Raw genomic sequence first — 15970 nt, forward strand, 5'->3', positions numbered from 1 at the left:
GCCGAGCCAGTCCTCGGGGACGTCGGCGGCGCCGAGCGGCCGCGCACGGCCGCGGACGTGAGAGACACGCCCGCCCGTCTCGTAGCGGTGCTCGAAGCGGGTCGTCGCCTCCGCCGACACGCTCACGACCTCGATCCGCGACGGGATGACGTCGAGGGGAAAGTCGGCGGCGTGGCTCGTGAGGAGCCCCACCGAGAGGCCGAGACGGTGGGCGGTGACCGCCGCGTAGAGGGCGGCGCCGCCGGGCCGCGTCGCGTCGCCCACCCGGTCGAGCGTGACGTGGCCGATCACGACGAAGTCCGGCACGGTCATTGTACCGGGGTCCGCGAGGCCGGCTCGAACCGTAGGTGGCCTGAGAGAGATGCGCGGGGCGTCATTGTAACGGGGTCCGCGAGGCCGGGGACACTCGGTGGATGGCCTGACACAGATGCGGGCCGGCTGCGTTCCACATGGCGCGATTCATTCCAGCGAGGGCGTCAGAGCATCGTGAGGCCGCCGGACACGGAGAGGGTCTGGCCGGTGATGAACCCCGCGTCGTCGGAAGCGAGGAAGACGACGGCGGGCGCCACGTCCTCGGGCGTACCGAGGCGGCCCCACGGGATCACCCGCGTGAGGCTCTCGGCGAGCTTCGGGCTGACCTTCGCGAACTCGTTCCGGAAGAGCGGCGTGTCGGACGGGCCGGGGCAGACGCAGTTCACGTTGATCCGGTGGCGCGCCACCTCCCGCGCGATCGTCTTGGTGAAGGCGATGATCCCGCCCTTCGCGGCGGAGTACACCGCCTCGCCGGTCGAGCCGACACGGCCGGCGTCCGAGGCGATCGAGACGATCTTGCCGTGCCCCTGACGGATCATGTGCGGGAGGACCGCGTGCGTGCAGGCGATCGGGCCGCGCAGGTTGAGCGCGAGGATCCGGTCCCAGAACTCGGGCGTGGTCTCGACGAAGGGCATCGGCTTGTCCCAACCCGCGTTGTTCACGAGGACTTGGACCGTTCCCCAGTTCGACACCACCTGCGCGACCATCGCCGCCACGGCGGCGGCGTCGGTCACGTCCACACGCCACGCGCGCGCCGTCCCGCCGTCCTTCTCGATCGCGCGCGCGGCCTCGGCGCCGCCCGCCTCGTTCAGGTCGGCGATCGCGACCCTCGCGCCCTCGCGCGCGAGCGCCTGGGCGATGGCCCGCCCGATGCCGCTCGCCGCGCCCGTCACGATCGCCACGCGATCGCGGAGCCTCATGGCAGGAGCTGCTTGGCGATGATCTCCCGCATGATCTCGCTCGTGCCGCCGCCGATCGAGAGGAGCCGGGCGTCGCGCGCGAAGCGCTCGATCGCGTACTCGCGCATGTAGCCGTAGCCGCCGTGGAGCTGGACACAGTCGTAGGCGACCTTCTGGACCATCTCGGCGGTGAAGAGCTTCGCCATCGAGATCTCGCTCAGCGCCTCCTCGCCGTCCCGATACTTCAGCAGCGCCGCGTACGTGAGCCGGCGCCCGGCCTCGATGAGCGTCGCCAGGTCGGCGAGCCGGTGGCGCACGACCTGCTTGTCGGCCAGCGGTCCGCCGAAGGCCTGGCGCTCGCGCACGTAGGCGAGCGTGTCCTCGAGGGCGCGCTCCGACATGGCGACCGCGTGGAGACCCGCCACCAGGCGCTCGCGCTGGAAGACGCGCATGACCTCGTAGAAGCCCACGCCCTCGCGGCCGAGCAGGTTCTCGGCGGGCACGCGCATGTCCTCGAAGGCGAGCTCGGCGGTGTCGGAGGCGCGCATTCCCATCTTCTCCAGCGTGCGGCTCACGAGGAAGCCGGGCGTTTCGCGCTCGACGAGGAACATCGAGATACCCTTGTGGCGACGGCGGTCGTCGCCCTGCTCCACTCGGGCGGCGACGAAGTAGAGGTCGGCGAGGGCGCCGTTGGTGATGAACATCTTCGAGCCGTTCAGCACGTAGTGGTCGCCGTCGCGCACCGCGCGCGTCCGGATGGCGGCGACGTCGCTCCCGCCTCCAGGCTCGGTCACCGCGACCGCGCAGAGCTTCTCGCCGCGGCAAATTCCGGGCAGGTACCTTTCCTTCAAGCGCTCGCTGCCCGTCCAGTACAGGTGGGGCGACGCCATGTCGGTGTTGACGCCCACGGCCATCGCGAACGAGCCGGAGCGCGAGCGGGCGCACTCCTCGTGGAGGACCGCCGTCGTGAGGAGGTCGGCGCCGCCGCCGCCGTACTTCTCGTCGTACTCGACGCCGAGCAGGCCGAGCGCGCCCATGCGCGGCCAGATGGATTTCGGGATCCGCCCCGCGGCCTCCCACGCCTCGATGTGGGGCGCCACGTCCCGCTCGACGAAGCTCCGCACCGTCTGGCGGAACATCGCGTGCTGCTCGTTGAAGATCTTCACCGCGGGCTCCGCGCGCCGGTCAGTCGTCGCCCCAGCGGCTCTTCACGGCGTCGCGGTCGACGCCGCCTTCGGCGGTGCGCGGCAGGGTCTCGGTGAAGGCCACGCGGCTGGGACGCTTGAAGCGGGCGATCTGTCCGCCGACGAAGTCGCCCACCTGCTGGGCGGTGTAGCGGCCGGCGGGGCGCACCTCCACGACGGCCTTCACGGCCTCGCCCCACTTGGCGTCGGGCACCCCATAGACGCACACGCCGCTGACGCCCTCCATCCGCACGATGACCGCTTCCACCTCGGCGGGATACACGTTCTCGCCGCCCGGCTTGATCAGCTCCTTCTCCGGCTTGCGCTTGACGTAGTAGAGCCAGCCGTCGGCATCGAACCGGCCCACGTCGCCCGTGTGGTGCCAGCCGCCGCGCAGCGTGTGGGCCGTCACGTCGGGCTGGCCGAAGTAACCCTGGAACACGACCGGCCCCTTGACGAGGATCTCGCCGGGCGTGCCCACCGGCACGTCGCGCTCGTAGTCGTCGACGAGGCGCACCCGGCACACGGAGATCGGCTTGCCGGCCGCGCCAGGCTTGTCGACCACCCGCTGGATGGTGACGAACCCGCTGGTCTCCGACTGACCGAAGCCCGTCCAGAACTGCGCCTGGGTCTCGGCGTGCAGCCGCTGGATGGTCGGGGGCGCATCCAGGCCCGACACGTGCTTCAAGCTCGGGAGCTTGCTGCCGAGCTTCTGCGCCGCGTCGAGCAGATTGGCCAGCACCGGAGGAAAGTCGGACACGTGCGTGACCCGGTGCTCGTCGATCAACCGCACGGCCTCCTCGGCGTCGAAGCGCGCCACCACGACGCCGGCACCGCCCGCGTGCAGGTGGGTGACGAGGTTCCCGAGCGCCGTGATGTGGAACAGGGGCAGGGCCACGAGGTACCGGTCCGCCGCGGTGAAGCCCATGGTGCCCGCGACGACGAGCGACGCGGTGATGAGGTTGGCGTGCGTCAGCACCGCGCCCCGCGGAATCACGTCCACCGCCGCGGTCGAGATCACCGCGAAGGGATCGTCGCCGGAGACGTCGGGCGCCGGGGGCGGCGCGCCCCCGCGGTACAGACTCGAAAGCGGCTGGAAGCCCGGCGCCGCGCCGTCGCCGAGCTGGTACCAGTGGGCGACGGCACGGTGCGTGCGCGGCCATTCCCCCACGACCGGCACGGTGGAGGCGTCGGCGACCAGCATCTTCGGCGCCGCGCGCTCCACCACGCGCTCCACCTCCTGGGCGGTGAGCCGCCAGTTGATGGGATACGCGATCACGCCCTGACGGGCGCAGGCGCCGTACAGATCGACGTAGGCCGCGTCGTTCTGGGCGAGGATGCAGACGCGATCGCCCTTGGCGAGGCCGAGCCCCGCGAGCCCGGCTGCCAGCGCGTCCGCGCGCGCCACGAGCTCGCGGAAGGACCACCGCCGCGGCCCCTGGATGAGCGCCGGGGCGTCGCCATGCAGCGCCGCCCCGCGCGCCAGCAAATCGTAGACCGTGAACGCTTGAACGCCCATCCCCTCAGACCGTCACTGGCCGACGATCTCCCCCTTCATCGGACCGAGGGCGGCCAGCAGCTCCTTCTTCTCGCGCTCGCCCACCTTGGCCTGGTCGAGCGCCCTGCCGAGGTTCTCCACGGTCGCGCTCCACTCGGCCTCGCTGATCCCCATCCCCTTGTGAGCGTCCTTCATGTCTCGGCCGTAGTAGGAGCAGGGACCGCCGGTCGCCTGACAGATCTGGTCGGAGAGGTTGGACTTGAGCTTCTCGACCGCCGGCGGCGCCATTCTCTTGAACCGCGCGTTGACCCGCGCGTCCGCGACCATGTTGGCGACGAAGCGGTCGACGACGACCGAGATCGCGTCCCGTCCCTTCCGCGGGATGCCGACGCCGTCGACGGCGCCGAATCGCTCGTAGAGCGTCGGCTCGGGCGCCATCGTCGCGCAGGCCGCCAGGCCCAGCGTCCCCAACAGCAGCACCCGCATGCCCCTTCCGATCACACCCTTCCGTCGCATGGAGCAGCCCTCCTTAGCTGAGCCACCGTTTTCGCCGCTTGTAGTGCTTGACGTCGCGGTACGACTTGCGCGCCCCGACCTCGGTCAGCCCCAGGTAGAATTCCTTCACGTCGGGGTTCTCACGCAACGCCGTCACCGGGCCGTCCAGCACGATCCGTCCGTTCTCCATGACGTAACCGTGTTCGGCGATCGTGAGCGCCATCGCCGCGTTCTGCTCGACCAGCAGCACCGTGAGCTTCTCCTGACGGTTGAGCCGCTGGATGATCTGGAAGATCTCCTCGACGAGGAGGGGGGCGAGCCCCAGCGAGGGCTCGTCGAGGAGCATGAGCCGCGGCCGGGCCATGAGGGCCCGGCCGATGGCCAGCATCTGCTGCTCGCCCCCCGACAGGTAGCCGGCCTTGAGCCCCTTCCGTTCGGCCAGCCGCGGAAAGTACTCGTAGACGGCGGTGAGGTCGTTGCGGATGCTGGCCAGGCCGCGTCGGGTGTGCGCGCCCGACAGGAGGTTCTCCTCCGTCGTCAGGTCGTCGAACACCCGGCGGCCTTCCATGACCTGCGTGATGCCGAGCCTGACGATCTCTTCCGGCCCGCGGTGATCGATCCGCTCGCCGGCGAACTCGACCGAGCCCGTGGTGATCTCACCCCGCTCGGGCTTGAGGAGGCCGGAGATGGCCTTGAGCGTGGTGCTCTTGCCGGCCCCGTTCGACCCGAGCAGGGTGATGATCCGTTGCTCCGGCACCTCGAGCGAGATCCCCTTGAGGACCAGGATCGCCCGGTCGTAGGCCACCTCGACGTTGTTGAGCCGGAGCACGGCAGCCGTCACTTCTTGTTGGCCGTCTTCACCATGGCCATGACTTCGTCGCGGTAGCCGCGGATCCAGTCGGTGATGGGCACCCACTCGGTGCCCTTGACCTGATACATCCGCACCCAGCCCCCGCCCTCGTGGTCCTTGGGGTTGACGGTCAAGGGCGGCAGGAACCCCTGGAGGTCGAAGTTCTTGATCGACTCGAAGCCCTTCCGCACCTTGTCGCCCGTCACCGGCAGGCCGAAGTTCTGGATGGCGAGCCGGACGCCCTCGGCGAGGATGGCGCCGTTCAGCACGCCGCGGCTGTAGTAGACGCCGCCGACGTACTTCGGCACCTCCTTGCCCTCGTCCTTGTAGACCTTCTGCATGATCTCCTGGATCACGGGCAGGCTGCGGCCGACGGAGGTGAACTGCATGCCGATGTAGCCCTGGGCCGTGTCCCAGCCCGCGGCCTCGATGTTCGCCTCCCCGGCGCCCCACACGAAGCTGACCACGCGGGACATGGGGAAGCCGGCCCGCTTCAGCTCCTTGATCGAGACCGAGGGCGCCTGGCCGAACAGATGGCCGACCACCCAGTCGGCCCTGAAGCGCCGCGTGATGTCGATCACCTGGGGCCCCATCTCGACGCCGGGCGGCGGCACCGCGAACAGCCGCAGCTCGTAGCCCTCCTTCTTCGCCACCGTCTCCATGATGGGGATGCCCTCGCGGCCGGCGGGGTTGTCGAAGTAGAGGTACGCGACCTTGGTGCCCTTCTTCGCGCCGTTGTCCCTGATGTACTTCATGGCCGCGCCCGCCTGCGACCAGTAGGAGGCGGCCATCGGGAAGATGTACGGCCAGGCCTCGCCGTCGATCGAGTCGGCGCGGCCGAAGCCCGGCGTGATGGCCGGGATCTTGTCGTCCATGTGCCGCGGCGTGAGGGCGTAGACGATCGGCGTGCCGTAGTCGAGCGTCGCCACCGTCCCGTCGCGCTTCAGCCGCTCGTAGGCCTCCACGCCCCGGTCCACCGTGTAGCCGTGCTCGATCTCGGTGTACTCGAGCTTGTGGCCCAGGACACCGCCCTTCTTGTTGACGAGCGCGATGTAGTCGGTGAGGCCGGGGCAGATCTCCACCCCGACGTTCTTGGTCGCTCCCGTGCGGTCGCACGTGCCGCCGATTCTGATCACGTCGGCGGCCATCGCCGGCAGGACGGCCAGGCCGAGCAGCAGCACCGCCGCGAGCGTTCCTGCGACCCATCCTTTGAGTCTCATGTCATCCTCCTTGGCGACCAACCCGCTCGGGTTGAACGCCCCGCACTTTTGCATCGCCACGTTCGAGCGCGGGCTTTGCCCGCGCAATCCCCTCCTGGGGGGAGCCTTGAGGGGGGCGAAGTCCCCCTCAATAGGAAAACGGCCACAGGCGGAAATACCGCCGGACGTTGCCCCACATGCGGTAGAGCCCCTCCGGCTCGATGGCCAGGAACAGGATGATCAGCGCGCCGAAGATGATCAGCCTGAGGTTGGCCAGGAAGTCGGCGATCGCCGCGTATTTGAATCCGAAGACGGCGGCCGAGCCCTCCACCACGTAGACGAGCACGATCGGCAGCAGCGTGATGAAGATCGCGCCGAAGACCGAGCCCAGCACGCTGCCAAGCCCGCCGATGATGACCATCGCCAGGTACGACACCGAGGTGGCGAGGGTGAAGTGCTCGTAGTTCGCGATCTTGAGATAGTAGGTCCAGAGCGCGCCCGCCACCCCGGCGTAGAACGAGCTGACGGCGAAGGCGAGGAGCTTGTAGCGGAAGATGTCGACCCCGATGATCTCGGCGGCGACGTCGCGGTCCCGGACGGCGATGAAGGCCCGGCCCACGCGGCTCCGCACGAGGTTCAGGGCCGCCACGTAGGCGATGACGGCAACCGGCAGCAGCATGTAGTAGCGCCGGTACTCGCTGTTGATCTGCCAGCCGAAGAAGGCCGGCGTCGGCACGTAGACGGTGGACTGCACGCCGCCGCTGATCCAGGTGCTGTGGTTGATGCACCACTCGATGATGAACTGCCCCGCCAGGGTGGCGATGGCGAGGTACAGCCCCTTGATCCGGAGCGACGGAATGCCGAAGAAGGTTCCCACGAGCGCCGCGACCGCCCCGCCCGCCGGCAGGCCGAGCCAGAAGGGCGCCCCGAGCCTCACCGTGAGGAGGGCCGCCGTGTAGGAGCCGACCATCATGAAGGCGCCGTGCCCGAGCGAGACCTGTCCGGTGTAGCCGACGAGGATGTTGAGCCCGATGGCCCCGATGGCGGCCAGGGTCATGAGGTTGACGAGCGCCATCGAGTGGCTGTCGAGAACGAGCGGGACCAGGAGCAGCGCCGCGAGCGCGCCCAGGCTCGAGTAGCGGGCCAGCGGTATCGGGTAGAGGGCCATGTCGCCCTCGTAGGTCGTCTGGTACACGCCGCACTCGCGATTGATCATCTCGCGTGTCGCTCAGACCCTTTCGATGATCTCGCGGCCGAAGAAGCCGTAGGGACGGATCATCAGCGCCACGATCATCAGGACGTAGGGCAGGAAGTCCTTGGTGCCCCCGCCGACGTAGGGATCCACGTAGCCGGCGGCCACGCTCTCGACGGCGCCGATGATGAGCCCGCCCACGACGGCGCCCGGGACGCTGTCCAGGCCGCCCAGGATCACGGCGGGAAAGACCTTGAGACCGACCAGGGCGAGCTGGGTGTCCACCCCCAGCATGCTGCCCCAGAGGACACCGCCGAGGGCGGCCGCGAGCCCGGCGATGGCCCACGAGATCGCGAAGACGACGTGGACGTTGATGCCCACCGCCATCGCCGCCTGCTGGTCGTTGGCCACCGCCCGCATGGCGATCCCCAGGCGGCTCTTCCGGAAGAACCAGGCGAAACCGACCAGGAAGACCCCGGAGACGACGGCGGCGACGACGTTGATGGGTGAAATGTAGATCTCCCAGATCACGTACGGCTCGAGGCGGACGGGGAGCGAGATGTTCTTGGTCTGGGCGCCCCAGACCATCGCCGCCGACCCCTGGAAGACCTGGGCGAGCCCGATGGTGACCATGACCACCGAGATGACGTTCTGCCCGACGAGGGGCCGGAGCACGCCCCGCTCGAGCACGAACCCCAGCACGACCATGCTGGCCAACAGGACGGGCAGAGCGACCGCCAGTGGCAGGTGATACAGGCTCAGCAACGCCGCCGCGATGTAGCCGCCGAACATCACCAGCTCGCCCTGGGCGAAGTTGACCACGCTGGTGGCCTTGTAGATCAGGACGAACCCGAGCGCCACCAGCGCGTACATCGCACCGTTCATGAGCCCGTTGACGAAGAGATCGAAGAAGAACCCCATCGGGCCGCCTACACCGCCACGGGCTCGCGGGCGCCGCCGGCCGTCCGGATGGCGAGCTCGGTCTGCATGGTCGCCTGACGGCCGTCCTGGTAGGTGATGATCGTGTGCACCGGTACCGACGGCCGGTCCGTGAAGAGTGCGTCGATGATCTCGGCGTACTTCTTGGCCACGAAGCTGCGCCGCACCTTCCGCGTGCGCGTGACCTCCTCGTCGTCGGGGTCGAGCTCCTTGTGGAGCAGGACGAACTTGCGGATGCGCGTGCTCTCCGGCAGGTCGCGGTTCACCCGCTCCACCTCCTGCCCGATGAGGTCGTAGACCTCGGGCTTCTGGGCGAGGTCCGTGTAGGTGGTATAGGCGATCTGGCGCCGCTCCGCCAGCTTCCCGACGTTCTCCATGTCGATGTTGATCATGGCCGCCACGTAGGGCCGGTCCTGACCCACCGCCACGGCCTCCTTGATGTAGGGGCTGAACTTGAGCTTGTTCTCGATGTACTGGGGCGCGAACTTGGTGCCGTCGGCGAGGGCCGTGACGTCCTTGGCGCGATCGATGACGATCAGGTGACCGTCCGCATCGAGCATGGCCGCGTCCCCGGAGTAGAGCCAGCCGTCGCGGATTGTCGCGGCGGTCGCCTCCGGGTTCTTGTAGTAGCCCGAGAACACGCACGGGCTCCGGCTGATGACCTCACCCGCCTCGGTGAGGCGGACCTCGGTGTTGGGAAACGGCTTGCCGACGGTGCCGAGCTTGATGTCGCCGTCGCGCTGGACGCAGGACACGCCGCCCGCCTCCGTCTGGCCGTACACCTGCTTGAGGTTGATCCCGAGGGCGCGGAAGAAAAGGAAGATCTCGGGCCCGAGCGGGGCGCCGCCGGTGTAGGCGTAGCGCGTGCGCCGGAAGCCCAGGTGGTCGCGGAGCGGAGCGAAGACGAGCCCCTCGCCCAGGGCGTTCCGCACCCGCAGCGGCAGCGACACCGGCTGCTTCTCCATCCGGCGCCGCGCGACCTCCTCGCCGGCGGGCATGAGCCAGCGAAAGAGCCGGCGCTTGATCCACGACGCGTCCCCCATCTTCACCTGGACCGTCGAGACGAGATTCTCCCAGATCCGGGGCGGCGCGATGACGACGTGGGGCCCGATCTCCCGGAGGTTCTCGAGGACCGTCTCGGGACGCTCGGGGCAGTTGACCGTGCAGCCGACGATGAGGGCGCCCGCGAGCGACCAGAAGGAGTCGCCGATCCAGGCCGGCGGCAGGTAGGCCAGCATCTGGTCGGTCGGAGCGTAATGCTCGATCTGGAGGATGCCCTCGATCGCGGCGGTCAAGTTCGCGTGGGAGATCATGGCGCCCTTCGGGGCGCCGGTGGTGCCGGAGGTGTAGCAGATGAGGGCCACGTCGCGCGGCTGCGTCGCCCGCACGAGCTCGTCGAACAGGCCGGGCCGTTCTTCGTCGATCCTGCGCCCTTGCTCCTCGAGCCGCTCGAGGCTCTGGAGGAGGGGGTCGTTGTAGTGGCGGAGCCCCTTGGGGTCGTCGTAGATCACCTTCTCGACCTTCGGGAGCTGCGCCTTGAGGTCGAGGATCTTGTCCACCTGCTCCTGGTCCTCGGCATAGACGAACCGGGCGTCCGCGTGATCGATGACGAACTGGATCTCGCGCGCGATGGAGTCCTGGTACACCGGGACCGGCACGCCCCCGGCCGCCTGGGCGGCGACCATCGCGGCGTACACCTCGGGCCGGTTGTCGCTGAGCAGGGCCAGCTTGTCGCCGCGCTGGAAGCCGAGGTCCACCAGGCCGAGGGTGATGGCGCGCACGTGGGCCAGATAGTCGGCCCACGTCCACTCCTGCCAGATGCCCTTCTCCTTCTCGCGGAGGGCGGGCCGGCGCGGGAACTCTCGGGCGTTCCGGAGCAGGTACTGGGGCAGCGTCAGCTCTGCCATGCCGCGCCTCCTATGCCGTCGCCTTGGTACCCAGGTAGGCCTTGACCACGAGCGGGTTCGCCTTCACCTCGGCGGGCGTTCCCTCCGCGATCTTCTCCCCGAGATCGAGCACGACGACCCGGCGGGAGATGTCCATCACGACGCCCATGTCGTGCTCGATGAGGATCATCGTCGTCCCCCACTCGTCGTTGATGTCGAGGATGAAGCGCGCCATGTCCTCCTTCTCCTCGTGATTGCACCCGCCCATCGGCTCGTCGAGAAGGAGCACCTTGGGGTGGAGCGCGAGGGCCCGCCCCAGCTCCACACGCTTCTGGAGGCCGTACGGCAGCGAGCCGACCGGCCGCTTCCGGATGGCCTCGATCTCCAGGAAGTCGACGATGTCCTCGACCACCTTGCGGTGGGCGACCTCCTCCCGCCGTCCGGGGCCCCAGTAGAGCACGGATCGGAACACGCCGTTCGTCATGTGGAGGTGGCGGCCGAGCATCAGGTTGTCGACGACGGTCATGCCCCGGAACAGCGCGATGTTCTGGAACGTGCGCGCGACCCCGCGCGCGGCGATCTGCGGCGGGCGCAGGCGCGTGATGTCCTCGCCCTCCAGGTGGATGTGCCCGCGCTCCGGATGGAACACGCCGCTGATGCAGTTGAGCAGGGTCGTCTTGCCGGCGCCGTTGGGGCCGATGACCGAGAGGATCTGGCCCTTCTCGACGTCGAAGCTCACCCGCGAGACGGCCTGGACGCCGCCGAACGACTTCGAGGCGTCGCGGATCTCGACCTGCGCGCTCATCCCTCGGAGGGGGGCTCCGCCCCCCTTCCGAACCTCCCCCCGCCCGATGGCGCCGGCGAGGCCGGCGCTCGAACGGCGCTCATGATAGCCACCGCTTGCGGCGTCGGTAGTGCTTCACGTCGCGGTAGCTCTTCCGCTGCCCGACGCCCGTGAGGCCCAGGTAGAACTCCTTGATGTCCTCGTTCTCGCTGATCGTCTTCGCGTCGCCGTCCAGCACGATCCGCCCGTTCTCCATCACGTAACCGTGCTGCGCGATCTGGAGCGCGATGGTCGCGTTCTGCTCGGCGAGCAGCACGGCGACGCCCTCCTCGCGGTTCAGGCGCCCGACGATCTCGAAGATCTCCTTCACGAGCATCGGCGCCAGGCCCATCGAGGGCTCGTCGAGCAGCATGAGCTTCGGCCGGGCCATGAGCGCGCGCCCGATCGCGACCATCTGCTGCTCGCCGCCCGAGACGTACCCCGCGCGGGAGCCGCGCCGCTCCCACAGGCGCGGGAAGTAGCGGTAGACGAGCTCGAGGTCCTGCTTCGTCGAGTGCCCGTTACGGCGCGTGTAGGCGCCCGTGAGGAGGTTCTCCTCCACCGTGAGGTGCTCGAAGACGTGCCGCCCCTCCATCACCTGGACCACGCCCCGGCGGACCACCTCGTCGGGATCCTTGCGGTGGATCGCCTGCCCCTGGAACTCGACGGCGCCCTTGGTGACGTCGCCGCGCTCCGTGCGGAGGAGCCCCGAGATCGCCTTCAGGGTCGTGCTCTTGCCGGCGCCGTTGGCCCCGAGGAGGGCGACGATGCCCCCCTCGGGGACCCGGAGCGAGACCCCCTTCAACACGAGGATGACGTGGTCGTAGATCACCTCGATGTTGTTGACCGACAGCAGCGCCCGGGGGTCCTCGGCGCTCACCGCGCTACTTCTCCTTGGAGCAGTCGCGCTTCGCGTACCCGAGCTTCCCGCCCTCCTCGATCGCCGCCGCCTCGATCATCGGGCGGACGACGTCCCGCATGGGCGCGATCCAGTCGGACACGATGCTCCACTTCTTGCCGTCCCACTGCTGGACGAGGATCGGGCCGTTGCCCTCGTGGTCCTCGCACGTGACCTTGATCGGGTGCGTGAAGCCCTTCATGCCGAGCTGGTCGAGCCGCTGCTCGGTGAGATTCAGGTTCTCGAAGCCCCAGCGGACCTGCTCGCCGGTGAGCGCCTTGTTGCCGTACTTCCCCATCGCCGTGCGGATCGCCTCGGCCGAGAGCATGGCGTTGACGAGGCCGCGGTTGTAGAGCGCCTCGCCGACGGCCTCCTTCTTGCCCCCGCCCTTGCCCTTGTCGTAGACGAACTTGAAGACGTCCTGGTGCACCTTGAAGGCGGTGCCCGGCGCGTGGAACGTCGCACCCTTGTAGCCCTTCGCGCCGTCACCCGCGGGGACGACGTCAGCCTCGCTCGCGGACCACCAGTTGCCGATGAAGCGGTCCATCTTGAAGCCGATGGCGGCCGCCTCCTTCACGCCGACCTGGTTCATGACGCCCCAGCCCGACATGAAGATCCAGTCGGGGTTGATTCGCCGGATTTGGAGCCACGTGGACTTCTGCTCTTGCCCTGGGTGGTCCACCGCCAGCAGCGTCAGCTCGAAGCCGAGCTGCCGGGCGAGCGTCTCGAGCGTCGGGTTCGCTTCCTTGCCGTAGGGGCTGTTGTGGAAGATGTGGACGATCTTCTTGCCCTTCAGCTTGTCCGCCCCGCCTTCCTGCTGGCCGATGTAGCGGATGACCGCGGAGGCCTGGCTCCAGTAGGTCGTCGGGAAGCTGAACACCCAGGGGAACCATCGCCCGTCCGCGCCGGCCGTCATGCCATAGCCCATCGAGAAGACCGGAATCTTGTCAACCGCCGCCTTCGGGATGAGCTGGTAGGTGATGCCCGTGCTGTACGGGTTCACCAGGGCGGCGCCCGTCGCGCCCTTGCCCTTGAGCCGCTCGTAGCACTCGACACCCTGCTTCGTGTCGTACTGGGTCTCGCATTCCTCCCACCCGACCTTGACGCCGTTGATGCCGCCGTCGCGCTCGTTGAGGAGCATGAAGTAGTCCACGAAGCCGTTGGCGATCGGGATGCCGCTCGGCGCGTAGGCGCCGGTGCGGTAGACGAGCAGTGGGATGAACATCTCCTTGGGCTGCGCCCACGCGGCCGCCAGCAGGGGCCCGGCGACGAGCGCCGTCGCGAGCGCGCCGATCAGGACCGATCTCAGCTTCATGTTGCCTCCTCCTCTGTTAGTGGGGGAACGGCCAGAGACGCAGCTTCTCTTTCGAAATCTGCCAGAGCCGCGCCAGTCCACGAGGTTCAACGATCAGGAAGAAGATGATGAGGCCGCCGAAGACCATCAGCTCGAGCTGTTTCTGGAGCGCCACCGGCAGCGGGAGCCCGACCAGGTGCGGCGCGTTGGTGAGGAAGATCGGCACCAGCACGATGAAGGCCGCGCCGAGGAACGAGCCGAGCACGCTGCCGAGGCCGCCGATGATCACCATGAACAGGACCAGGAACGACAGCGTGATGTCGAACGCGAGCGTCTCGGCGCTGCCGAGGTAGAGGAAGACGTACTCGGCGCCGGCCACGCCGCAGTAGAACGAGCTGATGCCGAACGCGAGCAGCTTCGTCCGGAGCGGCCGAACACCGATGATCTCGGCCGCGATGTCGCGGTCGCGGATGGCCATCCACGAGCGGCCGACGCGCCCGCGCACCAGGTTCTTCGCGACGAGCGCGAAGACGGCGACGATCGCCAGCGCCGCCACGTAGCGCGTCTGCGCCGTCGCGTTCGGACCGGTCACCACGGCCCACGGCTCGGGCCAGAGCGCGCCGAAGATCGACCGGTTCGGGGCGGTGATCGTTCCCGACGACGCGTAGTTCACGAACCACGGCACCTTGTTGAAGAGCCAGACGAGGAAGAACTGGGCCGCCAGCGTCGCGACGGCGAGGTAGAAGCCCTTGATCCGCAGCGACGGGATGCCGAAGACGAGCCCGACGCCCGCGGCGATCAGACCCGAGAGCAGGAAGACGACGATGATGTTGAGCTGCGGGAACGCGGTCGTCAGCTTGAACGCCGAGTATCCGCCGACCGCCATGAACCCCCCGGTCCCGAGGGAGAGCTGTCCCGCGTAGCCGGTCAGCAGATTCAGCCCGATCGCGGCCAGCGCGTAGATGAGGAACGGGATGAGCACGGCCTGGAGCCAGTACTCGTTCGCGAAGCGCGTCGGCACCACGAACGCCGCGGCGACGGCGAGGACGACGACGACGCGGTCCTGGGCGATCGGGAAGATCGCCTGATCGCTCGCGTAGGTCGTCTTGAACTGGCCGGCTTCGCGGTAGATCACGCCGTCATACCCGCTCGATGATCCGGCGGCTCGGGATGGCGATTACAACGGCCCAGAGACGCGCGCGACGCCGAATGACGAGCATGGCGAGGCCCGAGGGAGGAGCCGACCGCAGCGTACGCGCTTGTACGTGAGGACCGGCGACGACCGAGAACGAAGCCAGGCGAAGTCAGTCGGCGTCGCATCATACCCGCTCGATGATCTTCTCGCCGAAGAGCCCCTGGGGCCTGAAGAGCAGGAAGGCGAGCGCGATCACGTAGGCGAACCAGTTCTCGATGGCGCCGCCGACGAGCGGGCCCCAGTACACCTCGCCGAGCTTCTCGCCGACGCCGACGATGAGCCCGCCGACGATCGCGCCGGGCACGGAGGTGAAGCCGCCGAGGATGAGGACGGGTAGCGCCTTGAGCGCGATGAGCGACAGGCTGAACTGGACGCCGCTCTTGGCGCCCCACATGATGCCCGCGACGAGCGCCACGACGCCCGCGACCGACCACACGATGACCCAGATGGTCTTGAGCGGGATGCCGATCGAGAGCGCGGCCTCGTGGTCATCGGCGACGGCGCGGAGCGCGCGCCCGATGCGGGTGCCGTGGAAGAAGACGGCCAGCACGGCGACGAGCACGGCCGCCGTCACGGCCGCGAAGAGCTCGAGCTGGTTCACCTGGATGCCCGCCATCATGAACGAGCGGTCGGGGATCCCGACGTCGAGCTTCTTCACGTTCGCCCCCCAGACCATCTCGCCGAAGCCCTCGAGGAAGAAGTTGAGCCCGATCGTCGCCATGAACAGGATGATGTACTCCTGATTGACGAGCGGGCGCAGCACGACGCGCTCGATCGCGAAGGCGAGCGCGACCATCACGGCCGCGGTCAGCACGAGCGCCACGAGCACGGGGATGCCCCGCTCCATGAGGCCGACGAGGGTGAGGGCCGCGAAGAGGACCATGACGCCCTGGGCGAAGTTGAAGACGCCCGAGGCCTTGAAGATGAGCACGAAGCCGAGCGCGACCAGCGAGTAGAGCAGGCCGGCGAAGACACCGCCGATCAGGACCTCCGCGAGGAACGCGGGCGAGCCCGCCATGTCCTTGAAGGGCGCCAGGAAGACGCCGCGGAGGATCTCAGTCATGCGCGACTCCGAGGTAGGCGTCGAGCACCGCCTGGTCCTTGCGCACCTGCTCGGGCACCCCGTCGGCGATCTTCTGGCCGTAGTCGAGGACCGCCACCCGATCGGAGATGTCCATGACCACGCCCATGTCGTGCTCGATCAGCGCGATGGTCGTGCCGAACTCGCTGTTGACGTCGAGGATGAAGCGGCACATGTCCTCCTTCTCCTCGACGTTCATGCCGGCCATCGGCTCGTCCAGGAGCA

16 protein-coding genes are annotated in these 15970 nt (G+C 68.6%); all 16 read right to left on the reverse strand.

The window, feature by feature from the left end; genetic code table 11:
* A partial coding sequence (locus VKG64_15585) for a hypothetical protein (protein HKB26457.1) occupies positions 1–312 on the reverse strand: 312 nt, incomplete at its 3' end.
* A gap of 164 nt (positions 313–476) precedes the next feature.
* Positions 477–1232, reverse strand: a complete 756-nt coding sequence (locus tag VKG64_15590) for a glucose 1-dehydrogenase (protein HKB26458.1) — start codon at positions 1230–1232, stop codon at positions 477–479.
* On the reverse strand, positions 1229–2377 hold the full coding sequence (locus VKG64_15595) for an acyl-CoA dehydrogenase family protein (protein HKB26459.1): 1149 nt from the start codon (positions 2375–2377) through the stop codon (positions 1229–1231). Before VKG64_15595 ends, VKG64_15590 begins: the two co-directional genes overlap by 4 nt.
* 19 nt (positions 2378–2396) lie before the next feature.
* Entirely contained in the window at positions 2397–3914 is a 1518-nt protein-coding gene (locus VKG64_15600) for an AMP-binding protein (protein ID HKB26460.1), read from the reverse strand.
* 12 nt (positions 3915–3926) lie between these two features.
* Positions 3927–4409, reverse strand: a complete 483-nt coding sequence (locus VKG64_15605; protein ID HKB26461.1) for a group 1 truncated hemoglobin — start codon at positions 4407–4409, stop codon at positions 3927–3929.
* Positions 4410–4422: 13 nt separating this feature from the next.
* Positions 4423–5217, reverse strand: coding sequence for an ABC transporter ATP-binding protein (locus tag VKG64_15610; protein HKB26462.1), 795 nt, complete (start codon positions 5215–5217; stop codon positions 4423–4425).
* Positions 5218–5225: 8 nt separating this feature from the next.
* Positions 5226–6458, reverse strand: coding sequence for an ABC transporter substrate-binding protein (locus tag VKG64_15615; GenBank protein ID HKB26463.1), 1233 nt, complete (start codon positions 6456–6458; stop codon positions 5226–5228).
* 127 nt (positions 6459–6585) lie between these two features.
* Positions 6586–7653 carry a branched-chain amino acid ABC transporter permease gene (locus tag VKG64_15620; GenBank protein HKB26464.1) on the reverse strand — a complete coding sequence of 356 codons (1068 nt, stop codon included), beginning with the start codon at positions 7651–7653 and terminating at the stop codon, positions 6586–6588.
* 12 nt (positions 7654–7665) lie between these two features.
* Positions 7666–8550 (reverse strand): branched-chain amino acid ABC transporter permease, encoded by an 885-nt coding sequence (locus VKG64_15625; GenBank protein ID HKB26465.1) that lies wholly within the window; start codon positions 8548–8550, stop codon positions 7666–7668.
* 8 nt (positions 8551–8558) lie between these two features.
* Positions 8559–10475 carry an AMP-binding protein gene (locus tag VKG64_15630; protein HKB26466.1) on the reverse strand — a complete coding sequence of 639 codons (1917 nt, stop codon included), beginning with the start codon at positions 10473–10475 and terminating at the stop codon, positions 8559–8561.
* A 10-nt stretch (positions 10476–10485) separates the two neighbouring features.
* Positions 10486–11259 carry an ABC transporter ATP-binding protein gene (locus VKG64_15635; protein HKB26467.1) on the reverse strand — a complete coding sequence of 258 codons (774 nt, stop codon included), beginning with the start codon at positions 11257–11259 and terminating at the stop codon, positions 10486–10488.
* A gap of 79 nt (positions 11260–11338) precedes the next feature.
* Complete coding sequence (locus VKG64_15640) at positions 11339–12157, reverse strand: ABC transporter ATP-binding protein (protein ID HKB26468.1); 819 nt, start codon at positions 12155–12157, stop codon at positions 11339–11341.
* A 4-nt stretch (positions 12158–12161) separates the two neighbouring features.
* Positions 12162–13490 (reverse strand): ABC transporter substrate-binding protein, encoded by a 1329-nt coding sequence (locus VKG64_15645; protein ID HKB26469.1) that lies wholly within the window; start codon positions 13488–13490, stop codon positions 12162–12164.
* Positions 13491–13506: 16 nt separating this feature from the next.
* Positions 13507–14604, reverse strand: a complete 1098-nt coding sequence (locus VKG64_15650) for a branched-chain amino acid ABC transporter permease (protein HKB26470.1) — start codon at positions 14602–14604, stop codon at positions 13507–13509.
* A 184-nt stretch (positions 14605–14788) separates the two neighbouring features.
* On the reverse strand, positions 14789–15727 hold the full coding sequence (locus tag VKG64_15655; protein ID HKB26471.1) for a branched-chain amino acid ABC transporter permease: 939 nt from the start codon (positions 15725–15727) through the stop codon (positions 14789–14791).
* Positions 15720–15970: ABC transporter ATP-binding protein (locus tag VKG64_15660; protein ID HKB26472.1), on the reverse strand; the 251-nt coding region annotated here is incomplete at its 5' end. The genes VKG64_15660 and VKG64_15655, both read right to left, overlap by 8 nt.

This window comes from Candidatus Methylomirabilota bacterium (assembly GCA_035260325.1).
In the GTDB taxonomy this organism is placed as follows: domain Bacteria; phylum Methylomirabilota; class Methylomirabilia; order Rokubacteriales; family CSP1-6; genus AR19.